The organism is Lactococcus sp. S-13, assembly GCF_004210295.1.
Taxonomy (GTDB): domain Bacteria; phylum Bacillota; class Bacilli; order Lactobacillales; family Streptococcaceae; genus Lactococcus.
The window spans coordinates 15,393-41,470 of sequence record NZ_SDAK01000002.1; the positions used below are offsets into that span (position 1 = coordinate 15,393).

Annotated in this window: 22 protein-coding genes; 4 read left to right on the forward strand and 18 right to left on the reverse strand. The window is 37.6% G+C overall.

The annotated features are described in order from the left end of the window. Positions 1-8: 8 nt before the first annotated feature. The 17 genes from EQJ87_RS10730 to EQJ87_RS10810 form a co-directional block, all read right to left on the reverse strand. Positions 9-1,193 carry a phage tail tip lysozyme gene (locus EQJ87_RS10730; RefSeq protein ID WP_130124658.1) on the reverse strand — a complete coding sequence of 395 codons (1,185 nt, stop codon included), beginning with the start codon at positions 1,191-1,193 and terminating at the stop codon, positions 9-11. Next, positions 1,186-1,668: a hypothetical protein gene (locus tag EQJ87_RS10735; protein WP_130124659.1), complete on the reverse strand. Its 483-nt coding sequence runs from the start codon at positions 1,666-1,668 to the stop codon at positions 1,186-1,188. The genes EQJ87_RS10730 and EQJ87_RS10735 overlap by 8 nt, the downstream gene beginning before the upstream one ends. Further along, positions 1,668-4,319, reverse strand: coding sequence for an ATP-binding protein (locus EQJ87_RS10740; RefSeq protein ID WP_223804549.1), 2,652 nt, complete (start codon positions 4,317-4,319; stop codon positions 1,668-1,670). Before EQJ87_RS10740 ends, EQJ87_RS10735 begins: the two co-directional genes overlap by 1 nt. Further along, on the reverse strand, positions 4,306-4,734 hold the full coding sequence (locus tag EQJ87_RS10745; protein ID WP_130124660.1) for a hypothetical protein: 429 nt from the start codon (positions 4,732-4,734) through the stop codon (positions 4,306-4,308). The genes EQJ87_RS10740 and EQJ87_RS10745 overlap by 14 nt, the downstream gene beginning before the upstream one ends. Before the next feature lie 30 nt (positions 4,735-4,764). Further along, positions 4,765-5,073 carry a hypothetical protein gene (locus EQJ87_RS10750; protein ID WP_130124661.1) on the reverse strand — a complete coding sequence of 103 codons (309 nt, stop codon included), beginning with the start codon at positions 5,071-5,073 and terminating at the stop codon, positions 4,765-4,767. After that, complete coding sequence (locus EQJ87_RS10755) at positions 5,066-7,276, reverse strand: pLS20_p028 family conjugation system transmembrane protein (protein ID WP_223804550.1); 2,211 nt, start codon at positions 7,274-7,276, stop codon at positions 5,066-5,068. The genes EQJ87_RS10750 and EQJ87_RS10755 overlap by 8 nt, the downstream gene beginning before the upstream one ends. A 10-nt stretch (positions 7,277-7,286) precedes the next feature. Next, positions 7,287-9,644 (reverse strand): type IV secretory system conjugative DNA transfer family protein, encoded by a 2,358-nt coding sequence (locus EQJ87_RS10760; RefSeq protein ID WP_190289091.1) that lies wholly within the window; start codon positions 9,642-9,644, stop codon positions 7,287-7,289. Further along, entirely contained in the window at positions 9,628-10,422 is a 795-nt protein-coding gene (locus EQJ87_RS10765; protein ID WP_130124663.1) for a UbiA family prenyltransferase, read from the reverse strand. Before EQJ87_RS10765 ends, EQJ87_RS10760 begins: the two co-directional genes overlap by 17 nt. Positions 10,423-10,434: 12 nt before the next feature. Beyond that, positions 10,435-10,791: a hypothetical protein gene (locus EQJ87_RS10770; protein WP_130124664.1), complete on the reverse strand. Its 357-nt coding sequence runs from the start codon at positions 10,789-10,791 to the stop codon at positions 10,435-10,437. After that, positions 10,778-11,059 (reverse strand): hypothetical protein, encoded by a 282-nt coding sequence (locus EQJ87_RS10775; protein ID WP_130124665.1) that lies wholly within the window; start codon positions 11,057-11,059, stop codon positions 10,778-10,780. The genes EQJ87_RS10770 and EQJ87_RS10775 overlap by 14 nt, the downstream gene beginning before the upstream one ends. Before the next feature lie 15 nt (positions 11,060-11,074). Further along, complete coding sequence (locus tag EQJ87_RS10780; protein ID WP_130124666.1) at positions 11,075-11,596, reverse strand: hypothetical protein; 522 nt, start codon at positions 11,594-11,596, stop codon at positions 11,075-11,077. A 55-nt stretch (positions 11,597-11,651) separates the two neighbouring features. Next, the gene (locus EQJ87_RS10785; RefSeq protein WP_130124667.1) at positions 11,652-16,034 is read right to left on the reverse strand and encodes a VaFE repeat-containing surface-anchored protein; all 4,383 of its coding nucleotides are present in this window, start codon (positions 16,032-16,034) and stop codon (positions 11,652-11,654) included. Between the two features lie 254 nt (positions 16,035-16,288). After that, the gene (locus EQJ87_RS10790; RefSeq protein ID WP_130124668.1) at positions 16,289-17,356 is read right to left on the reverse strand and encodes a hypothetical protein; all 1,068 of its coding nucleotides are present in this window, start codon (positions 17,354-17,356) and stop codon (positions 16,289-16,291) included. Between the two features lie 17 nt (positions 17,357-17,373). Next, entirely contained in the window at positions 17,374-17,826 is a 453-nt protein-coding gene (locus EQJ87_RS10795) for a hypothetical protein (RefSeq protein ID WP_130124669.1), read from the reverse strand. A 33-nt stretch (positions 17,827-17,859) separates the two neighbouring features. Beyond that, entirely contained in the window at positions 17,860-18,048 is a 189-nt protein-coding gene (locus tag EQJ87_RS10800) for a hypothetical protein (RefSeq protein ID WP_130124670.1), read from the reverse strand. 655 nt (positions 18,049-18,703) lie between these two features. After that, positions 18,704-19,072, reverse strand: a complete 369-nt coding sequence (locus EQJ87_RS10805) for a hypothetical protein (RefSeq protein ID WP_130124671.1) — start codon at positions 19,070-19,072, stop codon at positions 18,704-18,706. A 25-nt stretch (positions 19,073-19,097) separates the two neighbouring features. Further along, positions 19,098-19,409 (reverse strand): hypothetical protein, encoded by a 312-nt coding sequence (locus EQJ87_RS10810; protein ID WP_130124672.1) that lies wholly within the window; start codon positions 19,407-19,409, stop codon positions 19,098-19,100. A gap of 889 nt (positions 19,410-20,298) precedes the next feature. Between EQJ87_RS10810 and EQJ87_RS10815 the strand changes: the two genes are divergently transcribed. Together EQJ87_RS10815 and EQJ87_RS10820 are read left to right on the forward strand one after the other, a co-directional pair. After that, on the forward strand, positions 20,299-20,616 hold the full coding sequence (locus tag EQJ87_RS10815; protein WP_130124673.1) for a helix-turn-helix domain-containing protein: 318 nt from the start codon (positions 20,299-20,301) through the stop codon (positions 20,614-20,616). 234 nt (positions 20,617-20,850) lie between these two features. After that, entirely contained in the window at positions 20,851-22,005 is a 1,155-nt protein-coding gene (locus EQJ87_RS10820) for a RepB family plasmid replication initiator protein (RefSeq protein ID WP_130124674.1), read from the forward strand. Positions 22,006-22,233: 228 nt separating this feature from the next. Here the strand turns inward: EQJ87_RS10820 and EQJ87_RS10825 are convergent, their stop codons facing one another. Further along, positions 22,234-22,428, reverse strand: a complete 195-nt coding sequence (locus tag EQJ87_RS10825; protein WP_130124675.1) for a DUF6019 family protein — start codon at positions 22,426-22,428, stop codon at positions 22,234-22,236. An 803-nt stretch (positions 22,429-23,231) separates the two neighbouring features. On the opposite strand from EQJ87_RS10825, the gene EQJ87_RS10830 reads away from it, so the two are divergent. Further along, positions 23,232-24,590: a replication initiation protein gene (locus EQJ87_RS10830; protein ID WP_130124676.1), complete on the forward strand. Its 1,359-nt coding sequence runs from the start codon at positions 23,232-23,234 to the stop codon at positions 24,588-24,590. A 651-nt stretch (positions 24,591-25,241) separates the two neighbouring features. After that, positions 25,242-26,033: a ParA family protein gene (locus EQJ87_RS10835; RefSeq protein ID WP_130124677.1), complete on the forward strand. Its 792-nt coding sequence runs from the start codon at positions 25,242-25,244 to the stop codon at positions 26,031-26,033. The last annotated feature ends 45 nt before the right edge of the window (positions 26,034-26,078 follow it).

Consider the following 26,078-nt stretch of genomic DNA (forward strand, 5'->3'; position numbering starts at 1 on the left):
ATTTTTCCTTATTTGGGTGGTCTAATAATTGAAGCAACGCCCTGGGCATGATAGGTATAGGTACTTGTGTGAGCTGGAGCTCCTCCGCCTTGTTCATAGAGTACGTAGCGATTATTGCCAAGCACTTTTCCAATGACACCCGTATGACCATAAGCGCCATCCGAATACCATCCATCCACTAATCCGCCTGGTTGGTAATCAATCACATCACCTGCTTTCAAATCGGTGTAATTGGGGTGTTTGATAATTGACCATTGATGGCTTGTCCATTGCTCAGAACTATCCGCAAACAACCCTGAAGCACCATTTGGAGCGATTGGTCTAAAGTGTGAAATAGACTCCACGTAATAGGCAGATAAGTCATAACATTGAGCGCCATACGATCCATCAATATCAAGGGCTTGACCAAGCACTTTATCTAATCCCGAAAGTCCTTGCCCACCTGAATTTGAACTTCCTGACAGGTAGTTGTACCATTGTTCAGCTGTACCTAGATGCTTTTGTTTGCCATCATTTCCCGCACTTGGTGCATTATCCCATCCCACAGAATACTCAAGATTACCATACCACCATTTGGCAGCGTCTGTGGCAGTTTTAAAGGACTGTGTGAGGTACTTTTTATAATTGGGCGCATAGCTGTCCGCATTTCTTAAATAAGCAAACTGAGTATCAATTCGCCACCACTCTTTATTTATTTTTTTCGCATAATTGATTAAGCCAATGAGCCGAGAACCATCCCATTGCATCATTCCGCCTGCATAACCAATACCATCTGCAGGGTAGTTTCCGCTTGGATAAGCGGAAATAAACCAGTTAATGGCTGCTTTTTTTGTATCTGAAATAACGAAAGCGGGTTGATTGTACATATCTGCTGTTGTGATTGTCCCCCAGTTTCGTTTTTGGACGCTGGTAGGATCGCCCCCAGATTCTGCGTCCCAATTTGAAAGCGTCCCTGCAATCTGTTGGAGTGATGCATTTTCTTTTTTCATCTCGGAAACAATGCCCATTGCATTGACTAAGGCTTGCCCCGAAACGGGCGCATTACCGTCTGGAGCAGTGGGATTTTGTTGATCGTTTTTTAAAGAAGATATTCCCAAGAAAAGGAAAACCAGAATCGCAAGGATGGTGAAAAAAGCACCACCAAATCCTGTAAGTGATGTAATGACCCACAGGGTCATTTTTCTTTTATTCATTGACAACCACCGTATAATTTTGAATGGTTGGTACAGAAGAATAATTTTGACTTACATTAATAACTATTGAAAACCGATGAGATTTTCCTTTATACTTCCCACTTACCTCATAAGTGATAAAGATATTCGAGGGGTCATCTTGCGTGGATTGTTTAATTTTGTAAGTAATTTCTTCCCCTTGACCATATTGTTCATAATAGTCCTCTAAATCTGAAGCACCCCCTTGAATGGAGTTATATTCTTTAACCTTATCCTTGTCGAATAGAAAAAAATTAGAAACAAAGTCGTTTGTACTTTTCAAAATATTCGGGTCGATTTCTATTTTTTGTTCTGTACTTCTTTGCGAGTTAATAAACTTTTTGGGCGGTGCAACTTCTTGAGCTTTAGGCAGTGACACAAACCAATAGGCAAAAATCGAACCTAAAAAAAGGATAATTATACCAATAATTACCCCTATTTTTGTTCCTTTATTCATTAAGCACCTCCTTGGAAGATTGATAATTCATGAGGAGTGGCATAGTGATACATTTCAAGCCCTCGCTCCCCAGTCCCTGATAGAATCAATTCACTCCCGATTTTTTTGTCTACTTTAAAGTTTTGTAAGGCGTGGTAATCACTGTCCTTGAAATAGCCAGAGAAATTATTTTTGATGGTTTGAATACTTGTGTTTGACTGCCTCATCCACGCTTTGTACTGACACAAGCCAATAATCGCTTTCAGGTTCTGAACCGCAAGCCCTGGATTTCCACTCATTTGTGAGGCATTATCAGGAATCATCGTTTCAATAAGTTGCGTGGCAAGAGCAACGCCATAATAGAATTTCCGATTTTCTCGCAATGCTTCCAGAAACATCTCCGTTGCCTGCAATTTATAAGGATTTAACATATTATGACACTCATCCACCACAATAAGTGAACGAACAATCTCTTCAAAAGTTTTTTGCCCTGTTTCATAAAGATGTTTTTCTTTCCGTCCTCGATTTTGAGCCATAGAAAAAAGAAGGGAGAGCGTCACATCAAATAAAATATCCGCATCACCTGTCGTTCCCGTTGCGATATTAGAAATATCAAAAGTAATCAATTGACTGGTTAAAATATTGTCCATTGTTGTATGTCCAACAAAAGTTGAGCGTTTGCGTGTCACGACATTTTTGGTCATTTTAATTAAGCGCTGAGTGGTATTAGGGTCAACTTCTTTCACTTTCCCACTCACAAGATAAGCATAAAAATCATCAAAGGTTGGATAATCTTGATTCGCTAAGCCAGTAATATCAAACTTTTTCCATTGGTACCCTTTTTTCAAAACAAAATAATCTTGATAAAAATCATCAAGAATACTATTGACATCAAGGACTTCATCTTTTGAGAGGTCAATCCAGTTTTTAAAACGGTTGATGGTTTTAGAGATATGAAGATTATAACTCCCCCAAATATCCTTGGTCACATCCTCACCCTCATCTCCACCTAAAGACAAAAGAGGAAGAACTTGTAACATATTAACCAGCCCTTTTGTGCCATCAAGAGCCAAATAATCGCCTCCTAAGACACGTGTCAATTCTTTAAACTCTCTCGCTTTATCAAATACATAGACAAAGCGACCCACAATAAAGTTCGACAAGACCAATTTTTTAAGAAAAGTTGATTTTCCACTTCCTTTCATTCCTGAGATAAAGATGTCGTAAGACAGACGATCTGCAGTTTTGGTAAATATATCTAAATACACTGAACATTGCGTTTTTGTTCGCCCAATATACTGCCCTGTAGGATCACTTAAATAAGTTTGATTATGGGCAAAACCCAATGCTAAAGCAAGCGCTGAGCGTTCTACTCCCTCTCGTGTGATTGTTGATTTTTTTTGAAAATCAGAAGAAACAAAGCGACTTGACCAGTCGTAGAAGCCCATATTATTATAAACTTGAACCTGCGTTCCTTTGCCGCTGGTATTTCTAGCAATCGTATCCACTTTATCATTCAAGTTTTTTAAATCAGATGCAGAAACAAGCATTCGAATTGTGACCTCTTTGATCACTTCCCCATCATTATCCATATCAAAGACTTTCTGCCTTAAAATATTATATTGTTGCTGGGAACGATCTTTATTGGTATCGTTTCTTGCTTTTTTGTATTTCTTTTTATAGACTTCGATGGAGTCAGACATCATTTTTGAGTAATTGACTTCTTCTTTCACTCTATAATCAACTGTCGTCGCATCCGCATACTCATGATGAGTAAAATTTTGAAGCCAGCCATTCTTCACGTTTGTAGAAAGTGCTGTAACGACAACAATTGCCTCTTCATGTCCATTCACGGGGATATGATTCGCATAATCAAAAGAGATGTCTGATGGAGCAGTTTTTTCACTGAAAGTTTCCGAACCAGTTTTTTCCTGCAGTTCTCCTCGATTCAAAAGTTCAAACAAAATTTCGATTTCTTCTTGTTCTAATTTTTGAAGTCCGAGTAATTTTCCCCCTGCTCCTCTTACTTGACGTAAGCGGTCATCTAATTCCTCCTCAGTTTGTCCATAAATCGCAATAAACGAACGTTTGCTTCTAAATTCTTCTTCGACAACCTTTAATTTTCGGATTTCTTCTTTGAGGTAACTATCATTAATAGCCGAAAGTTCTTGATTGCCTTTTTCTCCAGAAAACTTGCGGAGTAAGTAAGCTTGATTTTTTGAATTATTTTCTGGAAAATTCATATAAAATTCTTTAAAGGGGTAGGTGTAATTTTTATGAAAAGACCAGTATTTTGCCTTGATTGTGCTATATTCTGCCTCCGACTGTCCCGCCAAATCATAGCCTTTAACCGCAAGTAAATAAGAATATTCTTCTTTACCGTCAATCGTTGCATGAAGGCGCCCTTCTGAGTCAATTGGGCGATCAATAGGATACGCTAATAAGGTATCTTTTTTTAATTTAAAATACTTCTCAAAATCTTTTTTTATTTTAGAAAGTGGGCGATTATCGCTTGTTGCCATTTCTAAAGACTTTGTGGGCAGCTTTGTTGCTTTGGTTTTTTCTTCAGCTTTTTTCCCTTTTTTATTTTTTACGAGACTCAGGAAATGAAAAGAGCGCTTTTTTTTCCTATCCTCTTGAGGAGGTTCTTCTATAAAATTATAATTCTTCATTTTCTAGTTCTCCTACGATAACATTAGTTTTTTCACGGAGTTGGATTGCGACTTGCGACACCTCATCTTCAACGTCTTGAGATCGCTCAGAAATAAGCCCTTTAATTGCCTCAAGGGTTTTCTTGGCTTTATCTCGAGCTTGTTTAATCGCTTCAGGTCGAGCTTTTTCAAGGCGCTCCATTTCATTAAACAAGCGATTGATTTCTTTTTTAGTCGCTTCATGTCTTTGGGTTTCTTCTTCAAGAGCTTGTTTGCGCTCTCCTTGGATAAATTCCATAAAATCAAAAGACTCAGCGCTCAAAGGAGATGCCGTTGGCGATGCTTGGGGTGTTTGTTCTGATGTGGCAATCTCCACAGTTTCTTGTTCTTGATTGTTTTTCGCTGCAGCGTTGTTATTGACGAAATCGTATTTCATAATAGTCTCCTTTTAGTTAGGGTTATCCCTTTATTGCTTGATGTTTTTATTTTTTGTGAGGTCATATCTCCCTCTTTTGCAAAAGAGGTAAGTATAAATAACCATGTAATTTCTCATGTTTTTGTTGGAATGGCTCCGCATGGTAAGCCAAAAAGTCAAACCTACCACAAAAGCTAACCATAGGTAGCGAATGAAATCAATAGGAACAACAAAAAATGAAGTCAGAGCTGCAAAAACAGCCCCAAAGATAAACACGAGTAATTGAGATTCATCCCAAATATCATTTTCCGTTCCGTTTTTGACTTTATATCGGGTAGGCTCTTGAGTTTGATTAGGCATTATCTTCTCCTTTCTTATTTGTTAAATTGGATACTGTATTAATAGCACCTCCTGTTAGTTCCTTGCCTGATTGATAAGCAGTGTGATAGCGCTGAATCAAGTTAGGTTTAGGGGAGTTAATCTTGTTATTCACAAAACCCTGGCCTATATTTTTGGCTGCCATACCCAAAGTCACTGGACGAGCAGGCGAAGTGCCCTTCATAGAAACCGAATCGCTCTGAGCTATTTTTTCGCTTGTAGAGGCCTGTTCGTGATTTTGCGAACTTTCTCCTTGACCCATGCGTTCGCTTGCTCTATCGTCCATTTTCGACGTATTTGAAGGGGTATCGCCAAAGCCTTGTCCGTTTTCCATTGGTGTCTCATTAAATGCTTGATAAGCCCCTTGTTCTGCTTCAAGACCATATCCACCCATTTCAGAAGCCATACTCGCTAGATTAGGGTCTGTGTCATTTAAAGAACCATTCGATTCGTCACTATCAAAAGTGCTTGTTTGTTCAGTTTGAGCATCGCTACTCACTTCTTCTGATTGATTATCATTGAGCTGTTCATCGTTATTCATACTAGAAGATTGATTATCGTTAAGCTGTTCATCGTTATTCATCTGAGAAGTTTGATTATCTTTAAACTGTTCGTCATTATTCATCTGAGAAGTTTGAGTTTGTAGTGCTTCATCTTCTGAATCAGAACCTGTTTTATCTGAGGACAACTGATCAGAATCGCCACCAAGGTTTGTTGTGTTTTCTCCTCGACTAAAAGCACCACTTACCGCTCCTGCAAGACCGCCCGCAGAATAAGCACCAGTGTTCATGATTCCTCCAGCCATTGCTTTACCTCCAGAAACAAGGTTTTTAGCTAACATTGAACCTTGTGAGAGGGTCATTAAATCTTTCAATCCTGTATCCAGTCCTGCAGAAACGCCAAAGAGAGATTGGAAGACATTCGGCCCTTCAATGACCGCAAAAGCAAGGGCAAGTCCTGCAATAAATTGAACAAAAACACCCCCTGGTAAAGTCGAAGTCACCGCATAACCGTCTGAAAATAGGACTTGTAAAAAAATCACCATAATCATCGCACTAAAACCAGATGAGATTTTAGTGATGAGTTCCCAATTACGTTTACCTTTGGTGTCTGTCATCGCCGTCGCTTGCAAAATCGCTGAATTGGTCACAATCTCAAACTCAATTTTCATGAGCTTATAAAGCAAGAAAGCCGAAACAACTAAAACTAATAGCTCATAGAAAATGATGGTAAAGAAATTGATATGGTAACGGTAATAGCTTGCATCCCCTGTGAGCAGAGATTGCCACCAACTTTTACCTACCCCGTCATTCAAAGAAACAACGGCTACTTTTCCTTTTTCATTAACAGATAACATATTTTTTGTTATGTCTGTCCCTGCCTTACTGAGTTTTGACGGGTCGGCAGTCCCATTGACATCCATAAGTTGTAACTCTTTTTTATTTGTCTTCCCTAAGAAATTTTGCTTTTTGGTTGTCTCATCATTGCTCTCAGTACTTGGTTTAATCCAGTCATAATTTTTATCAAGGGCGTAGAGGTCTCGAACATTTTTATTAATGACCGCATAACCAGTATTGCTTTGTGTTGCAATATATTTTCCAGTTGCCGTCGTCAAAGTAGAGAACTGACCAAAACAAAAAGGAAGTAAGACAACGATTGAAGCAGATAAAAGCAACGATTTCAACAACCCTACCACTTCTTGATTTTTTGAGAAAACAATTCCTAGCGTCATGGCTACAAAGACGAGCGTACCAACCGCCACAAAGATTGGCATATAATTATCAATTGTATTCTGAAGCGGCCCAGGGTTTTCTTCTGTTCCATAAATATTTAATAAATCAAAAGTGTTTTTGGAGGCCCCAGTAATCCCATTGACAATATCTCCCGCTTGAATAATGCCCCACCATCCAAAACCGCGAAAAATACTTTTGAGAGGGTCACTTACTTCTAAATCATCTTGCCAATTCAAGAGGTTTTTTTCGAGTTCACCATTCAGCGCTCCTGCAGCTTTCCCATCATCCACAATATTTCCCGTTGTTTTTGAACCTCCTGTATTAAAAGTGGGAGGAGAAAAATTGGTGTTTGGTGGATCAAAAGTATCTGCGTGTGTTGAAATTGAAATGGCACACAAAATAAATACCAGAATTCCTAATACAAGAAGTCTAGCGCTTTTTATTTTCTTCATTTCTTTCCCTTCATTTTTTAGTTTGGGCTAAAAGCATAAAAAACTCTTTAAGCTCATATTCTGATAGTTTTACTTTATTTTGTCTAATCAAATGATCCAGCTGAAAAACAAAAGTGACTTCCTCTTTGAAAAAAAGTTGAATACCCTCTCCAAAAAAGTGTGTGAGCAATTTTCCCACTTTTTCACGTTGGTAAACTTCTTCAATTCGAGGAGAAACTCTTCGTTCATCTTGTGTTTCAACCACTTCTGAGAAATTAGCCTCAACACTTTTAGGCTCTTCAACATGATTATTTGAGGTTTGTACGGAATCAGATTTTTTCCTTTTTATATTATCGGATTTCGCTTTATTCTCAGCCTGTGAAACATCGCTCTTGCTCATTGTAGGGGCTTTAATGTGTAATTGAACTGCCTCTTCGGAAACCAGAGTGTCCTCTAAAACAGTTCCCACGTTGAAATTGAAGTCATTTAAGCCCTTCCCGTGGTCATCAAAGTCACCTCCTGCTTCCACAAATAAATATTCCCATGCACCAAGCATATTCGTATAATCTTCGAATTCGTCAAATTCTTTTTCACCTCCGCCTTTTTTGATTTGTTTCTTGGAAGCTTTGATCGGGTGGGGACGAATATCTCGCCCCTCTAAATCCTTACGTTTTTTAGTTCGGTCAAGAATGATTTCACTTTCTAGCAACTTCCTTAATTCATAAGTGTTAATGAGTTCACGACCATCTTCGAGTTCTGTGAAGCTCTTATTTAAGTCCATTGGGGAGCCTGAGCGTTGTTCCACAATCACCGTTGTCTCTCCCAAATTATCCGCAAAGTCTTTGGCGTCATCTTTATCATCTGACTGGATAAAAATGCTATTCCCAGATGCTTGCAAAATGACTTTTCCAAGAGTGTCGCCATAATTTTCATAAACTTGTTGGTAGGATTGAGAGTATATCCGAATAATGTTTCCTGCTTCAAGACCCACGTTTAAATGCTTTTTGAGGTTCATGATAGGCGGAATGTTAGGGAACTCTTCAAAGATAGACTGCAGTCTAAAATCATATTTTTTCCCTTTTTCCGTTGATGTTTTAGCAATCGTTTGATACAACTGATTGTAAAAGAGACTAAGCATAATGGCATTAGCTTCATCCGCATAAGGAAAGACCACAAATAAAAGCGTGGGTTTCCCATCGCTTGGATAGACAAGCTCACTAAAATCAATGTCATTACCACTTGTCAAATGAATCATCGACGAGGTTGTCAAAAATGACAGTTTCCCATCAAAAATCATCATGAATGATTTTCTTTGCTGCTCTGTTCCTCGTTTCGCTTGGCGGTAGAATTTACGAGCGACATGATTTCTTGAAAGTCCTTCAACATAGCGGTCAAGAAGATATTCCCCTTTTTTATTTAAGTCTTTGGGTTGTGTGGTCAAATCAATAAAATCTGAGACAGATGGAATATTAACCCATTCAGGTTTACTTTCTTTTACTGCAATTTCACAGACAAGGACAACCGCTGTTTCAAAAACGGACTTCGCACCCAAATTCCAAATAGGGTCTTTGGCGTCAGGGTCATCAAAGAGGACGGTACTGACAGTTTTAATTGCTTCTTGCGCTCGATCATTGTCTGATACCCAATATTTAATCACCTCATGAAGAGGATTATACCTTAAGGAATTTTTAGGGTTGACTAAGTTAAAGGTCAACCTATTAAATTTTTTTCGTGCCAATGGATGTTCCCACGTGCGTCTTGTAATATCTCCTTTAATATCGTTAATAACCATTGAATCTGGCTGTTTAGATCGAATATTTAAGTCAATCGTTGGATAGGTAATATATTGCGTTTTCCCTGTTTGTGTCCCTCCCATAACTTTAGAGTTTGTGTTGGCTGGATCAAAATAGATTTCTTGACGATTGGGATCTACTGCAATCGGCAGACCAGGGGGAGAATCAAACTCAACATCTTTAGCAATTGACGCCTTTGGATATTGTCTTTTAATCTCTTCAAGTGTCGTCCATTTTGATGTCCCTTTTGTGCCTTTGTTTAAATCTCTGTAAGAGCGTCTAGCCTTGTAACTGAGAATTGCTAGAAGAATACCCACAACAACTAAAAGAAGGAGGTACAACAACCAATAGGAACGTTTCGACCAGTAAGGGAAAAAAAGGGAAAAAAGATGATGTTTTACTTGATAGCCAAAGTAACTCAAATTTTGGCCATAACTTAGAACACTTGCCCCTTTCATTGAATCCATGAAAAAAGCGAGGAGATGATAAATGACATTAAAGGCGACCGAGGTCGTAATAAAAACAAAAGTGGCTAAGCCAACCAATAATTTTGGTTCAGCTAACCACTTTTTCCATTGTTTATAGCGTTGATTCATCTTGAAGGACCGCCATTTCTCCAAGTAGCTGCTCAGCAGCTTGGACACCATCTGCAGTTGCTAAGCGTTTCAAGTTTGTGTTCCCAAAAAGATCATCATACACTTGAAGCTGTTTCGCAACTTTTTGACGCTGCTTGAGTTGTTCTTGACCCACATAAAGAAAAACTTCCTTGGTTATCGTTTTTTCCAAGACTTTTCGCTGTGAGGATTTGATCACTTTTGACAAGTACCAAAGTAAAATAAATCCTGAAACAATCAAGCTTAGCCCAATCAACCAAACATTTTGAAAATGCAGGGTTGTAAATAGGACAAATAAAGCAGAGAGATAAATCAGAGGTAAAAGAATGACAATTAAAACCACTTTCCAACTGGCAATCACACCAATTGTTTTTTTCCCTGCTTGAGCAGCCACATGATGCACTTCTGTTTCAATTTTTTCTACTTGTTCGAGTTCTTCAATTGGTGCGGGTTCTGCCACAATTTTTTTCTGTTCTTGTTTAGGCTGAGCTTCAAAAAGCTCAGACAAAAAGGACACAATTTCATCAGTTGGAACACCGTTTTTTTCCAAAGAATCTGAAATATAGGTTTTCAAACTACTTGAACCATAGGGCGAGAGTACGACTTTATCTGTCCAGACGGTTTCTTTTGAGTCATGAACAGCAAACACAACTTCTGTCTCCTTTTTTAACGTTTGTTGGAATTCGTTAATTTGAACGGATGATTTATCAAGCGTTGAGGTGGTAGTCTGCTGGTCTGAAGTTAATTTTAAATTAAACATAGCCTCTCCTTTTTACAATAGCGATTTTAACGTAGCAAGAGGAGAAATTGCCAATTGTTTTGCGATTGTCCCCACCGCATTCAACTTGTACTTATCACCTTGTCCCAAAATATCTAGCAACCATTTAACCAGTTGAGGAATGGTTACAACAAGTACTGCAATGACAAAGGCAATTTTAGCACGACCATACCATGTATCTTTGCTTCGTTCACTTGCCGCCACGGAAATAACTAAAGCAGCAACTGCAGATAAAACAATAACAGCAATCCCAACAACTTGAATAATGCTCAAAAGGTCTCCGACCTTAGAAACAATGGTATCTTGATTGATGGCTGCATCTGCTAGTACAAAAGAATTAGAAATGTTCATTTGTGTTTTCCTCCTTATTTGAAACCTGATGAACGTTTGTGCTATCAGGGTGTTTGGTTGGTTTATTTTCTAATTGAGCCAAGCTGAAGTTGTTTTTTTCAAGGGCTTTAACTAAACGTTTTTGCCCTTCTTCAGCGTAACTTTTATAGTGATCTGTTTGAAGATCAAGAGCCTCTTTTTCAAGCTCTGAGAAATGATCTCCTAAGAGACCAGCAATTGTTTTGGCGCTTTTTTTATACTCGGTACGTTCCGATTGTGTGTATGACATTTTCGTTCCTTTCTGTCAGTTCACATTTTGATAGATGAAATTGACGGTGTCTCCTTCAGCTTCATATTCTGCTTTTAAACGTTCAGCTTCCTTCTGATTTTCCGCTTCTTGTTGAAGCTCAGCCTCTCTTAAAGCTTGTGCTTGATCATTTGAGTTTTGTTCAGGAACTGGAGCAGGCTGTGAATATTGAGGTTGTGAGCTTTCAGGTTGATTGGGGCATGGTTGAGGAGGGGCGACATTATTTTGAACTTGGCTTTGTGATGTTGTTTGAACCGCTTCAGCATTCACTTTAGCCTTCTTTTCCTTAACTTGAGGGCTACTTTTAGCCTTTGCATGGTTGGAAGATGCCGTAGAGCTCACTTTTAACGTGTGAGCTTTAGTTGCGACTGCAGCTTTATCTGTACCCACTCCTGTTAAAAAAAGGGTAACAGCAGCAAAAATAACGACCATTAAGAGAACAACTGATGTTAAACCAAAAAGTAAGCCCCCACTTGGCGAACGGATCAGATTTTGGAATCTCTTTAAATTAACTTTCATAATCACTTTTTCTTTCTTATTCAAAAAATAAAAGCAAAAGGTTACTTTTGCTTTTTTAAAATTTAATATAACGTTTGAATTTATTGATTCCTGCCATCAACGTGTGCCGCTTACGTTCGTTAAGAACAGCTCCTACAACAAGAGAAACGGTAACGAACCATGCACCAACTGCTGTCAAGATCGATTTGGAATCGCCTGTCTTGGGAAGGAAAATATTTACCACCTTGTGGGCAATCGCTTTTGGAGTAGGCGCTTTAACCTCTGGTTTTACCACTTTTTTAGGTGCTGCAACAGCGGGATTAGTCACTTCATTAACCCGTGTTTCGGTTTTAATCGTAAGTCCTTTAAGCGGTGTGCCGTCAGGGTTGAGTCCTTCAACCACTTGGGAAGCCACGTTTAAAATGTCGGTGTGATCTGGCGTTCCTGCTTTGACCGTCATGGAAATAGAAGCTTTATAATACTGCCCAAAAGGCATATCAAGCACTTTAACGGTTTTGCCCTTCGCCAAAGTGCTCTCTTTAAAGTGATTCAACAGAATTTGAACTTTTCCATCGACGTTCGTTACCACATAATCACTTGGCGCAAGGAACTCCCCTGATGCATCCCAAACCTTGACGGAAGCAAGATCAGGGGTCAAATAACGTTCGTCGTAATCGTCAACGAGTCCAAGTTTCGTTAGAAGCGCTGTTTGGTCAAAAGGTGTGGTATCGAGCCATAATTGATAAGGAATGACTTGACCAATCTTGACCAGTGTATTGTTTCCGTTGGTGGTTTGATTATTTTTAACCTCATCCACGTGGGCATCTTTTGCCGTTTTTTCAACTTCAGCCTTAAAAGTGGCCTCCGTTTCTTTAGTCGTGGTGTCTTTGGCATCGCCCGTCAATTTGAAGCCTTTGGCAATTTCAGAATCATCTTGCAAGAACGTATTGTTGGTCAGATTATCCGTTGCGCCTTTGGTTTCAAATTTGTGAGGCTGCAGCGTTGGTGTTGAAACGGTCTCTTTTTCATCCTTTGGATTGTTATTATTAAGAATAGGCTGTTGAGTCGTGTCTGTCCCAAGATAGAGGGCTTCGTTGACAAAAGTTAACTCCGAGCCATAAACACTCAGTGAGTCAAGCGTGACAGGCACATCAATCTCCCCTTCAGCTTTTGTGGGAGCGAACGTCACTTGACCCTCAACTGGAATCAACTGGTTGGTATGATTAACAGAAGCGTTTGAGATTTTGACGGTGTAGCTTTGACCAGGGACGAGTCCTTCGTAATGATAAGTATCAACCACTTGAACTTTTGAGCCGAGCGGTACCGTCGCTGATTTGACTTGTGTTGCCCCCTCCACTTTTGTGACCGAAACGGTTTGAGCAGGGTTGTTCTTCCAATGATCCTCTTTGACAACCACCGTGCCGTTTTTATCCGTCACAGTTTCAAGCATGGTATACTTCTTGCCTTGATCCGCAGTGGTATCAAAATCAGGCGTTTTAAGTGGCACAATCGCATTCCCACGTAAATCTGTTGTGAAGCTTACCGTTGCTGTGATTGGATTGCCATCCTTATCGAGCTTAGGTGTTCCGTCCTCACTATGAACTGCCTCACCCTTCATGGTGTAGTCGGTGTTTGGCGAGAGGTTGGCGACGACCGCATTATCGTTGATTGAGGCAAGCCCTACGCCTAAGGTTGAATCTTTATCTGCCGCATCGCTTGCGGTGGTTGTGATGGTTGGAGGGGTAATCACCTCGTCCGCAATCATACCGAGATTTGGACGAACGGTCAGAACTTTATCATCAATCAGCGTTGCTGCACTGTAAGTTTCTTCGTGAATGACTTGTTTGGTATCCGACCAGTAGAATTTATAGGTGTAGCTTTGAATCGCCCCACTTTGGTTCACATTCGCTGTGACATCAATATTGATCGGCACGATTGTTTTTGTGCCTTTTGGTGTCACAATTTCTTTGAGCTGGTAACGAGCAATAAAGCCATTAGCATCCAGTTCCGTGCCAAGAGGGACATTGTAAAAAGCAGTCAAGCCATCCGAAGTAAAGCCATTGCCGCCAACAGTCGTTCCCGAAGTTGCCACATCGCCTTTTCCTTCAAAACCATAGGCTTTAAAAGCCGCTTTGGTATTCGCATCTTGTGCCACCAGTTGGAATTGCGCATCATTCAGTCCTGTTAGTGAATGATTTTGTTCCAAGACTTTAGTGAACATTGCGTTCCAACGCAAGGCTTGGTTTGGAAGGTCTTGTTTGACGTTAATGATTGCCGTTTTTTCATCTTTTTTCTTAACATCAAAGTTGTATTTGGTGCTATTGAGCGATTCCCCATAGCCAGCTTGCGTTTCTTGAACCATCCACTCGCCTGCAGGGATTCCTGAAATGATGACTTTATTTTGATTTGAAAGACGAACCGTCACATCCCCTGTTTCAGAAAAGGCAGCTTCATCTTGTGTACCAGAAGTGATGGTGATGGGCTTGCCTTTTAAGCCGTCCGCAAGGTTGAGCTTATCGCCTGCTTTGTGAAGGATTTGACCTGTCGCATCTTTCACATCCGAACGGTAGAAAATCGTGAAATTAGCGCCTTGCGTGTTTTGTTTGTTTCCAAGCGTTGTGGCATCTTTGACTGTTTTATCAATCTCAATCTCACCAGTAACCTCGGTGTTTGTGCCAGAAACGTCTTCCCAATCAATGACTTGATTAGCACCTTTGTAAGTGAAAGTCACTTCTTTAGGCGCAAAAGTGTTGACAAAACCTGCACCAGCCGTGATTTCAAAAGCGGTATATTTTTGTCCGATGACCAGAGGGCTTGATAAAGGATTGTCAGTCGTGCTGCCTTCTCCTTTGGCATCTAGCGTGGCTTGAGCCACGACATTGCCTGCCGCATCTTTAACGCCCATCACGGTGCCGTTGAATTGATAGAGGTTGTTTAAAAGGTTAGCACCATTGTAAAGTCCTGCTTTGTGGAACTTAATCCCCCCAACCTGCTTATTGTCAGTGAAAACCGCTTGAGCAGTTCCTGTTGTTGAATCTTCTGTGATTTTACCTGTAATCGGTGTGTTCACGAGTTTTCCAGTTGAGTCTGAATGTCCGAGGGTGTAGGGAGCTGGGACAGCAACTTCTGTGACTTTGTACACATCCCCAACCGCAGAAAAGTCTTTAATCGTAATGGAGCCATCTTTTCCTGTTGTAACGTTATGAGCCACCCCTTTAGAAAAGCTAATGCTTCCGTTTTTAGCGCCACCAGCATCTAGCGTATCAAAAGTGCCATCAATGCCTGTATCAACCGTCGTACCATCTGCTTGATAGAGGGTCACATCAAACTTAGCCCCTGCAATATTTCCTGAGCCTTGATGAGCATCCTGTGCAGTCTGTTTTTTAACGATTTTCAATGAGCCATCGAGGGTGACATTGACGTTGAGTGAGGCTACTTCTGCCGAAGGATCTGTTGCGGCAATAACAGGTTGACTTGCATTTCCTGAACTATCTCCGTTTGTGCTGTACACAAACCTTGGTAAACCATTTGGATATTGTTTAGATGTTGCATTCCTAAACTGAATTGCATTAGAAGTAGATCCAGCTTTTACTGCAGATGTTGGGTTGAGAGTGAGAGTATTTCCAGAAACAGTCTCACTTAATCCAGCAACGTTACTTTTGATAAATGGAAATGTAGAAAGTACTCCATTTGTATCCGTTATGGTTTTAGGTACTCCAACAACCAACTTAACTGTTTGACCGTCAAAAGATGGTTTTGAAGTTAAGGCTTGTGCTTGATTGATAAGGCCGTCAAATTCAGTTTGAACCGTGGCAACCGTCACGCCTGATGAATCAGGACCAAAGCTAACAATCATTGACGGAGTCGCATCTTCAGAAGCGACTCCATAAACAAATAATTGATGCCAAATCCCAAGCCGTGCAGCAGTATATATTGTCCGATTAGTTGCCGCTCCTGCTTTGTTAGCTAAATAAGCAATATTATTGATGACTGCTTTTTGAGTCTCTGTCAATTTTGCCCAAATGGCATTCATGGCATCCTGCTGGGCTTGGGTACTTGGATTATTAAGCGGCACACCCATTGCCAAACAATAAACAGGATCGCTACTGTCCAGCGAAAGATAGGTCACAACCTCACCGTTTGAAAGGGTCGCAATATCATTTTGCGGAGTCCAATTGACTGTGCCAGAAGCGGGAGGCGCCGCAAGCACAAAGTGTGAAGTCGTAAGTGTCCCGCCCCCAACTCCAAGTGCAAGCAGGGTCGCAATCACGAGGTGGCGTGCTTTTTTAGAGCCAATCATTACTTGACTGGTCTGAGCAACAAGTTGAATGGCAGGCTTAACGAGGCGTGATAACAAGGTCTGACTCGAGGTTACCCACTCTTTTTTCGATTTGCGTGACCGAAAATGACTATTTTTCGGTTCACGAAGCAAATCTTCCAATTTTTTGAATTTCTTCATTCAGAAATCCTCCTTTTTTTGAATGTTTTTGAGAACAAAAAAATCTGACAACCCTGTCAGATTTAGGAGATATGGCATAGTTTATCGTCAATTTCGGACGAATAAGAGCAGAAAGAATCGAACTTTCATCAAGCATTTAAACATTCAACCGTTAATTGTACTTGACACAGCCTTGTCACTCCTTTATTCCTTTCAATTTTAAGATTTTTCCAACAAAAAAAACACGGAAGTATTTCAAGGCTTCCGTGTTTTTTTTATGAGAGTTGGGTTACTCCATAATTTAACTGATGATTTTCAAATGATAAATTAACTGCTACATCAGAATCCATATAAGAAGTCGCTGCACTTGAAGCCGCATTCCAACTTGAATAGTTTTGGCTAAAGATAATAGCACCTGTTGTACTATCTCTTACCCACCCTTGATATGTATGCGCCACTGGTGCTTGAGGTTGTGTCACGGGTTGAGAAGGAGCTGGAGTGCTTGGAGCCTGAGTTGGTGTCGACGGAGCCGCAGGCTGGGAAGGGGCTGGCGTGCTTGGAGATTGAACTGGTGCTGAGGGAGACGGAGCAGTGTAATTGCTGCTCCCACCATTTCCTGTAGCAGTTGGAGCTTGAGGCGTTGTTTCAGACGAGCTTGAATTAGCCGCAGGAGCGTTTGTGCTGTCCACAGAAGAATCGCTATTAGCTTGCGCAGGCGTGCCTTCTGAAGGAGTCTGAGATGAAGGCGCAGGAGTTGTTTTGGCTTGTTCCTGAGCAGCTTTTGCGGCTTCTTGAGCTTGTTTGTTGCTGGCATCGAAAAGCTTTTGAAGTTGAGCTTTTACATCTCCATCATTTTTATCTTTTAAAGCACTAATCGCTTGTGCTGCCGCCTTTTGTTTAGTGGCATCATTAGCGTGTTTCTGATAGTCACTCACTGCTGTTTGAGCAGTTTTAATCAGAGCAAGACGAGCATTCAAAGTTTTAACCAAATCAGTATCTTTAGTTTTTTCTTTTTGATCCGTCAATTTAGCAATCGCATCATTGACCACTTTAATTGAAGCATCACTTGGATTTGTGGTTGCTGTAGCTAAAAGTGTCGCAACTTGTTTTTGTTGAGCGGTTTCTTTATCATGAGCTAATTTTTCTGCAGCAGCTTTTTTATCCGCTTCGAGCTTGGCTTCATGAGCTTTTACTTGTGCGACGTGTTGGGCATGGACAGTATTATTGTGATTGACTACTCCTGCTGTAATTCCTCCAACAAGAAGGACTCCAATAACAGCTGATGTTGTTATAATTTGTTTTTTGCTAAATTTCTCATTGATTTGTTCCACAATATTCTTCATAACGTTTCCCCGTAATCCTATTTATTCTTCTGCTCATCCCAAGAAGCAAATTCTTTCATCATTCCGCTTGCAGTTGCCTCGTTCATTTCAGGAACAAAAATTTCTCTGCCTGTACGCATTCCTTTGAATTGCTTTTCAAGCATTTCAGAATAGACCCCTTGCTCAAATAATGCTTTGTTGACTGCCTCCATCGGTTGTCCATAAGCTTTTCTCTCACAAATAAGTTCTCCATCCTTTTTAAACGAAGCAATCGCTTGAAATTCTGACTCAAAAAAAGTGACAACTTGAATTGCAGCTTTCTCGTCCCCACGCATTCTTGCTACGGTGCTATTTTTTTCAACATAAGCAGGCAAGGGAGATAATTCAGTATCAGATAAACCTTCTTCTGTGCGAGGCGAATAGATTCTAAACTCAAATTCACTCTCTCTATGCTCTGCCATTACTCTTAAAACATCTATTGCTTTAATCATTAAACTCTCCCATCCTTTTTATTATAAGTATTTTTACCAACCCATTTTTTTTGTTTTAATTATAAAATCTCTTGTTTTATAAAAAAGTTTAGTTAATCCAATGAGTAAAACACCCATTAAAAACATAAAAACAAACATTACCCTGACCATCACATTGAGAAAAACAGATAAAAAAGCACCAATTCCTAAAATGATAATCACTATTACAGCTAAAAACATCATGTTTACTCCTTTTTTTGTATATATTTCTTTTTAATTTCATTAAGTATAACATTTTTAATGATTTTTTTTAAAACATATTGGTCGTCCTTTGGACGTTAATAAAATTTACGCAAGGTTTCTAGTTAACCCCTAACTCTGAGGCTCCTTTACGCATTCAGCGACCTCAACTGTGGCAATGTTCACCCTGACCCGCAGGCAGTAGGTTTTCTCCCAATGTTTTCTCACATCTAGGCGTCCCGACTTCTCTCATTGGCAAGTCTTGCTGTTATTGGACTGATTACGTATACGTGCCATCAATGGACACGGTGTGATTTCACCCAAAAGGGAAGAAGAAAGCCTAATCAACTGACACTCCCCTTTTGCCCCCTTTAGTAGCCACGCTGATGAGGGGGGCGGTCATTAACCAAGCTCAATTGATAGCATCTTAACCGAGTTAATGCCGACTATTCAAATTTTCAAAGATCAAATTCCATTTGCTTTGACTTCTTGTGTTTAGCCTACTTCTACCTCCCCCTTGAATCAAAGAAGTGAAGCAACATTCTTAAATGTTTAATGTTCCACAAAGCGGGAATATAGGAAATAAAGGCGTCGAAACCTTTTCGTAATTTTTTTGCTCCCAGCGAGCCTATTTCCTTTTTGATTTTTAGTACATGAGCTAGAATGAATATTTTTTTCTCACTCGGCTTATCCCTTTGCCTGTCGAGTAAAGTGGTGAATTGTGATTAACTCTTTCAGCAATGACCGTCTTACCGAATTTGATCTGCACAATTTCTTTGAACACTCTATGATTGGTTAAACTCACATGGCAAAATTCTTTTCCCCTTTTGATAATAACTAATGGATAAGCGATACGCCCTTGTTCGCCACTTTGGAAAATAATTGTCTTACCATTTAGTCTTTTCAACTGTCTTGGTTGTATGATTGCTCCTTTAGAAAATATATCCATCACAAATCCCTTTCTTTTTCCCTCATCAAGCCTCAATGGTTCATTTAAAATATCTTTTATTATTTTCTTTGTTCCCACGAATCAATTTTTCGTGTAATCCAACCTACATTCCAATCGCTGCGAGCGCTTGCTCTGCATATATTGATGCAACACTTGCCTTTGAAGAATTGTTGAAATCATCTATGGACACTTCAGCTATTCCATCTGATATTTCTGTCAGTGCCTTTTTCATGGCTTCGTTATCTTTTTTGAGCTTTTCAACTTCTCTTTCGGCAGCTAATTTTTCTTGATGAAGCTGCACAAATTCTGAAGCAGTGACTAGCTGCATTTTTTCGTCTCTAATTTTCTGAATCGAATCTGACTTATAAGCTTTAAGATAATTCTCTAAACAATCTTTTACAGTTCCTTCTGCCATAAATAATCCCTCTTTATTTTCTACTGCACTCCAAGCATTGGGTCACATGACCTCTTGTTTCTGTGATCTCACTCTCTTTTTTACCCTTCTGACAATATTGACAAATGTTTTGATAGCTTGGTAACTGATGAATTTGACCGCATTCCTTACACGTTTTATCCCCTTTCATTGATTGCCTCCAATTGTATTCTAAAAACCGCATTAACGGAAAAACCCTATCCTCATTTAAAGAGAATAGAGTGCTTATCATCAGCAAGAACTGCTTCGCTAATTTAGATCCCCATATCTCCCGTATGATATCAATGCCACTTATTTTAAATTTGACATTAGGATAAATTAAATTTGTTTTGAATAGCACTGACAGGAGTCGAACCTGCGATAAACTATATACGGGATGTTTATAGAATATCATTACCAATAATCAGTGCTGCCTTTAGCAATTGCTAACTTCTAGGGAAGCCCTAGAAATGCCTATCAGAGGAGTTGAACCTCTTTGTGATCGTTGTTCCCAAGTGAACGAGACAGGTGTTTAAGCCATGTTTAAGTAAATTATAAAGTAAGGGGTATGGTTTAATGGATAAAAATGTTATAATGAGGGTTGGTATTATAAGAGAAATAGTACTCTAATTTTAGCTTTTATCATCTAAAAATAGGCTATTTTTATCCATTACTCTTGATTTCTTGTTTAAACAAGAGTTGAGAGTTTTTTTGTGAATTCCAAATATTATGGATTTCGCTTTTTAAAGGTACCATAAAGCTTGATAGGGAAAGTGTTGTTCGGGTTTTTTTAAATGCTTAGTAACAAGAAGTTTTCTTTTTCCCTATAAATACATAATATACCTTTTTGCGTATATTGTCAACTATTAATTTGGAAAAAGGAAATTTTTTTATGAGTCTACCAGAACGGTTAAAAATTCTTAGAAAAGAACATAAAATAACACAAAAAAATCTTGCAATAAAACTTGGAATAGCCCAGCCTAGAATACTAGAGTGGGAAAAAGGAAAGAGAACTCCTAATAAAGATAGCCTAGAAAAACTTGCAAAAGTATTTAATGTTTCTGTTAGTTACCTTTTGGGAGAGACAAACATCCGTTCAGCAAATAAGATAAATGAACTAATGGAACATCTTTCTGAACCAAGCCAAGAAAGGGTAATAAGTTTTGCCCAAAAATTATTTGAAGAAGAAGAAAAAAATAGGACTCCTTAGAGTCCCTTTTAATTTATTTATATTATATATTTTGTCTTTTGTTCTTTTGGGAAAAAATGTAAGCTTATTTTCATTGCCTATACAGCATTAAATACCTACAAAATACTGTGTATTCACCTACAAAAAACTGTGTATTCACCTACAAAAAACTGTGTTAGCCCCTACTTTTAAATTGACGATGTAGGTGTGTTGTGTTAATATTAGGCTAAGTAAAACACTTTAGGAGTTATACCTATGCTAGAACAGAAAAATACTGAAGAATTACAATATCAATTAGAATTGAACTCAAGAAAAGTAGCGCAACACAATGATTTAATTACAAGTGTCGCAAAAATGGATAAAACACCATTAAAAATTTTTGAGTTAGCAGTATCATGTATTGATACTAAAAACCCTCCCAAAGACAATATTGTGTATTTATCCAAAAAAGAGGTATTTGATTTTTTTAAAGTAACTGATAATGATAAACATACTCGTTTTAGAGAAGCGATTGAAAAAATGCAAAAGACTGCTTATTTTGAGATAAGAGAAGAACAAAAAAAGGGATTTAAGTTTAGAAGTATAATACCAATTCCAGAAGTAGAGTGGACAGATTATAGTGATGAGGTATTGATCCGTTTTGATATAGCTATCATGCCTTACCTAATAGAATTAGGGACTAAGTTTACTCAATATGCTATTTCAGATATAATTGAGCTTCAAAGTAAGTACAGTATAATTTTGTATAAATGGTTTTGTATGTTTTATAATCAATTTGAAACTTACCAATTTTCAGGCGAACGTAATCAAGCACAACTTTACGATTTAAATAACCCTAAAATATCTGTAAATAAATTGAGAGAGTTAACAGATACGTTGGAAGATTATAAGAGGTTCGATAATTTTGAAAAGCGAGTAATCAAAGATGCAATAAATGAAATTAGCCTTCATACTCATTTTAATATCACTTATGAAAAAATAAAAAAAGGGAGATCAATCGACTCAATCCAGTTTCATATCGTCAAGAAAATAAATTGGAAAGATGAAAATTATAAACGTAATGATGTACAAGCACAATTGACCGAAGAACAAAAACAAGCTCAAAATCAGGTTAATTATGCGGTAGCAGTCTCCAATCCATTAACTATGAAGCTTATCACCGCTTCTTTATTGTCTGCAGCAGATATTGCAAATCAAGATACAATTTTAGGACTTGCTGAGAGTGTTTATCCGATTTATGATAAACTTGTGAAGGAACTAGGGGAAGATGCGTTAGAAACGCACATGAGTTACGTAAGAAAAAAAATGGTTGACTATACAGAAACAAAGAAAAATATTGTTAAATATTTAAGTGTAGCAGCAACGCAATACCTTAATTCAAGATTGAGCCAGCAAGAAATTAGAAAATAGAGCTACAATTCTATCTGCAAAAAGAGGTGAATAAGATGGTTCAACTAAATGAAAACACAAGGATAATTGGGAAAGTTGTAGAAGCTTTTACCCCAATTAAAAAATAGTATTAAAAAAGTGAAAATCAACGTTTAAAAGATTTGTTGATTTTCACTTTTTTATTCTTGTTATTTATTATGTTTTTAAACCCTTTGAAGGATTAGCAGACTAACAACGATGAGGGTTATCTTAGAGCTCTTCTAACTCTTCTTTATCAGAATTTTTGGTTGTTGGTTTCCATATTTTTTCTTTAGGTAACATATTGCTAGAGATATCTCTATACGCTTCTTTAATTCCACTTTTTACAGCCCATTTGATAACAAAGTATAAAGTAACAAAAAATATAAAACCACTTCCACCGCTAAGACCTAAATTTTCCCACATAATATCTCCTCTTTCAAATTCAATTTATAATTAAATACTAGCCTTCATTTTTAGCTAGATTTTAGCATAATGTAAATAATTTAGCAAATAGAGAATAAGGTTTCTCTAAGAGATAATACTCTCTGAAAGAGGTTTGTCTTATATCAAATCAGTTTTTGTTGAAGATTTTACTCCTACTGGAAAATTTTTTAGAAAGAAAGTGGGAGTAAATGGAGTCCTTTTATTTTTATGTTTGAAAAAATACGTCAGTTATTTTGTTAAAAATAAATAGTTAATAGTTATATATAATAGTTACAGTTACAGTTACAGTTAAGGGGCGATTTTAAGGCTTAACCATGCGGTTTCTAGAGGTTATAATCGTAAAAATGTTGTACTGAGGAGTAAAAATGTTGTACTGAGGAGTAAAAATGTTGTACTGAGGAGTAAAAATGTTGTAGGTATGTCGTAAAAATTGCGTATTAGTTCCTAAAAATGTTGTAGGTATGTCGTAAAAATGTTGCTTATAATCGTAAAAAAGTTGTTTATGGTCGTAAAAATGTTGCTTATAATCGTAAAAATGTTGTATTTGTACTGGACATAATGGTAAAAAAAGTGTATATTAAAAAAAATAGCTTTCAAATCGTAAAAATGTTGTACTTTTGATGAAGTTTTCCTTAGATAAAAAGAAAATTTATATAAAAATATGGTTTTTCTACTATGAAAGGCATAAAAAATACACCTTTTTTACGATTATAAGCAGTTTATGGATCACGGTACACTTCTAGTACTGTTAAGTACACTTTTAATACTGGTAAAGGAGTCCTATGCAAAATTTTAATCTTTTAGATGAACTTGAGGATGAAGAGAAATTTAGAAACGATATTAAATACAGCCGTCAACTTCCAGAGATGTTTTCTACGGAGGATATTAACGCAGCAAGTGAAAATATAACATTTGCTATCTTAGGGGAATTGAGGGATAGGTACAATGGCGCTGAACCAGTAACCTTTTCCTATCAAGAACTGGCAGAACTTGGTGGCTTGTGGGTAACGAGAAAAAATGGGACTAAAAGCTTATATAATGGCAAGAGATTACAAAAAATAATGTATGATCTCAATGACGCTCTCAAAAACTTTTCCTACTACCAGGTTAGAGAGACTAATGAAGACGGAACTCCTAAGTCTTGGAAGACAATTAATATCTTCAGTATCATAGATTTTGATGGTACAAAAAAAGAGGTAAAATTGACCATCTCGAATGCTGAAATTAGTCCTCAACAAGTTGATGCCAAAGGGAATATAATCAATAAACCTTTACACGTCTATGATTTGATAAATTCAAAAGATTGGCGAACTGTAAAACATCTTCAGTACAGTAGGGGGATAAATAACAGTCTACCTTCAAAATATTCAAAAAGAATTTATCGTTTCATCAGCGAATTTAGAGGATTTCCTAAAGGGACTAAGATGCGAATAGATGATTTTGACAAGAAAATCTTAAAGATATTAAAAACTGAGGAAGAAGTTTTTAGTAAAAATAGTGAAGTTTTTGATTTAAGAAAAAACAGAAAAAAATATTTGGAGACAGCAGTAAAAGAGATTTCTGAATTAAGAACAGCTGAGGGTGAGCAAATAGTAAAAAATCTTGATTATGTATACCACATGACGGGGCGGAGAATTCAATCAATCGAGTTTATTTTTACACCATTTAGTGCAGATTTAACAGGTAATAGTGGTCTTGCATTAACTAAACGTACTTCTTCTCCTGGTAAAACTAGCCCGTTTGTAGAAGATGCGAAACGGGTTTTAGAGTATTTAAATTACCTATGGAGTGTTGATATTGAACAAAATGATACAGGAATGTTAGTTTATGTTCCACATAATGGAAGTATCCAATTTGATACTGACGATAGTAAACTTTTACAGCCGATTCATAGTTTATTAGAACATGGTGTGCCTATTGAGGAACTATTTCAAGTAGCAGAAATGAAAGCTATTGAGTGGAAGTTCATGAGCCCTGGAATGAATATTAATCTTAAACCAAGTGTTGTTTTTGGACTTAAGTACTCTGAGTACAGGGTATTTGTGGAATTTTTTAGAAATAATAATTTATCATGGTTCATCTGCGATTTAGATCAACAAGATTTTGAAATTCCTCTTGATGGTCCATGGAATGAATGTTAAAAGTGTATTCGTATTTAATATACGGAAACCCTATTAAATAGCATCCATACACAACAAACATACGTATAAACAACAAATGTAAATATACTTGATATTTGTGGGTGTAAGATACTTAAAAACAAGTATTTGATAAATTAAGAGTATATGATACAATCAATCTATAAGAATGAGGAGCATAAGCTCATATGGAAAAGTCAAGCAGTTTGGTCACTGTCTTGATTTTTTTGTATTGAAAAAACCAGCTAATCAGTTTGGTTTGACTCCTACGAAGGTGCAGACTATTTTTTGTGGCGCTTTTTGCGTTTTTTTAGGAAATGTTTATGGTTAGTCATCCATAATTTAAACAAAAAAAGTAACATTTCCACCACCAGTGTGGCAACGGCTCGAATGAAAATAAGAAACTTACAAAATTACTCCGTTTAATTTATGACTCAGATTAAGGGAATCTTCACACAGGGTAACAACGAGGACGATTATATGTAACAAACACAATCATGAATACAAGTATAAACATACGTAAGGTATATATTTACACCTACCTCTTGACATCATAACTGTGTGCTGCTATAATAAATACAAGCAATAAGTATACGTATGTTTAATCCATATATCCATGTAATTGTGAATATACGTACAAATAAAGGAGTGAAAATGAAAATTGTAACCTTTTCAGCCATTAAAGGCGGTGTTGGTAAAACTACATTAGCGTATAATTATGGAGAGTGGCTAGCAAAATCAGGGAAGAATGTACTCTTTATTGATTTGGATCATCAATGCAACTTGTCCCAAATTTATGATATTTACGACAATGAAGAGACAGTAGGAAATATTTTCAAAGGATCTGGAAGAGTAAAAATTCATGAGATTTCCGATAAAGTTAGCTTAATTTCAGGAGATATGAGACTGGATGCTATCGAGAGAGATATTGAAAATAAGACTAATAAAAATATGTTACTTTATTTATGGTTTGCTGATAATTATGAAAGAGTAAATTTAGAGCAGTATGATTTTATTATAATAGATACTCACCCAGATTTTTCAACAGCAACTAAAAATGCTCTTATTGTAAGTAATTCTATAATTAGCCCTATAACACCAAGTGAACATGGCTATAATGCAAAATTTAATCTTGAAGAAAGAGTAAAAGATTTAAAAATTGAAGCTATCGACTATAACACCAGAAAATCATACTTCACAGCAAATTTATATTATGTTGCTAATATGGTAAAACATAATACAAGCTCATCAAGACAATTGTTAGAAGCTCTTAAAGACGAAGATAATGTTGTTGCAGTAATCCCAGAAAAGGAACTTTTCAACAGAACTACTCTGGATAAAAAATCAATTGCTGATTTAAAACTTGATACAAAAGTATATCAAAAACAGAAAAAATTCTTTGATGATATTGCAAAGAGTTTTGATATTATTAGCGAAAAAATATAAGTAACTACATCACATATAAATGTAACGATTGCTATTAAATAACAT

Coding starts and splice junctions, on each gene's coding strand:
- EQJ87_RS10820 (WP_130124674.1), top strand. CDS start 20,851: ATGCTAGAACAGAAAAATACTGAAGAATTACAATATCAATTAGAATTG.
- EQJ87_RS10780 (WP_130124666.1), bottom strand. CDS start 11,596: ATGAAAGTTAATTTAAAGAGATTCCAAAATCTGATCCGTTCGCCAAGT.
- EQJ87_RS10735 (WP_130124659.1), bottom strand. CDS start 1,668: ATGAATAAAGGAACAAAAATAGGGGTAATTATTGGTATAATTATCCTT.
- EQJ87_RS10825 (WP_130124675.1), bottom strand. CDS start 22,428: ATGTGGGAAAATTTAGGTCTTAGCGGTGGAAGTGGTTTTATATTTTTT.
- EQJ87_RS10750 (WP_130124661.1), bottom strand. CDS start 5,073: ATGCCTAATCAAACTCAAGAGCCTACCCGATATAAAGTCAAAAACGGA.
- EQJ87_RS10740 (WP_223804549.1), bottom strand. CDS start 4,319: ATGAAGAATTATAATTTTATAGAAGAACCTCCTCAAGAGGATAGGAAA.
- EQJ87_RS10785 (WP_130124667.1), bottom strand. CDS start 16,034: ATGAAGAAATTCAAAAAATTGGAAGATTTGCTTCGTGAACCGAAAAAT.
- EQJ87_RS10775 (WP_130124665.1), bottom strand. CDS start 11,059: ATGTCATACACACAATCGGAACGTACCGAGTATAAAAAAAGCGCCAAA.
- EQJ87_RS10765 (WP_130124663.1), bottom strand. CDS start 10,422: ATGTTTAATTTAAAATTAACTTCAGACCAGCAGACTACCACCTCAACG.
- EQJ87_RS10800 (WP_130124670.1), bottom strand. CDS start 18,048: ATGATGTTTTTAGCTGTAATAGTGATTATCATTTTAGGAATTGGTGCT.
- EQJ87_RS10790 (WP_130124668.1), bottom strand. CDS start 17,356: ATGAAGAATATTGTGGAACAAATCAATGAGAAATTTAGCAAAAAACAA.
- EQJ87_RS10730 (WP_130124658.1), bottom strand. CDS start 1,193: ATGAATAAAAGAAAAATGACCCTGTGGGTCATTACATCACTTACAGGA.
- EQJ87_RS10810 (WP_130124672.1), bottom strand. CDS start 19,409: ATGGCAGAAGGAACTGTAAAAGATTGTTTAGAGAATTATCTTAAAGCT.
- EQJ87_RS10760 (WP_190289091.1), bottom strand. CDS start 9,644: ATGAATCAACGCTATAAACAATGGAAAAAGTGGTTAGCTGAACCAAAA.
- EQJ87_RS10795 (WP_130124669.1), bottom strand. CDS start 17,826: ATGATTAAAGCAATAGATGTTTTAAGAGTAATGGCAGAGCATAGAGAG.
- EQJ87_RS10745 (WP_130124660.1), bottom strand. CDS start 4,734: ATGAAATACGATTTCGTCAATAACAACGCTGCAGCGAAAAACAATCAA.
- EQJ87_RS10835 (WP_130124677.1), top strand. CDS start 25,242: ATGAAAATTGTAACCTTTTCAGCCATTAAAGGCGGTGTTGGTAAAACT.
- EQJ87_RS10815 (WP_130124673.1), top strand. CDS start 20,299: ATGAGTCTACCAGAACGGTTAAAAATTCTTAGAAAAGAACATAAAATA.
- EQJ87_RS10770 (WP_130124664.1), bottom strand. CDS start 10,791: ATGAACATTTCTAATTCTTTTGTACTAGCAGATGCAGCCATCAATCAA.
- EQJ87_RS10830 (WP_130124676.1), top strand. CDS start 23,232: ATGCAAAATTTTAATCTTTTAGATGAACTTGAGGATGAAGAGAAATTT.
- EQJ87_RS10755 (WP_223804550.1), bottom strand. CDS start 7,276: ATGAAGAAAATAAAAAGCGCTAGACTTCTTGTATTAGGAATTCTGGTA.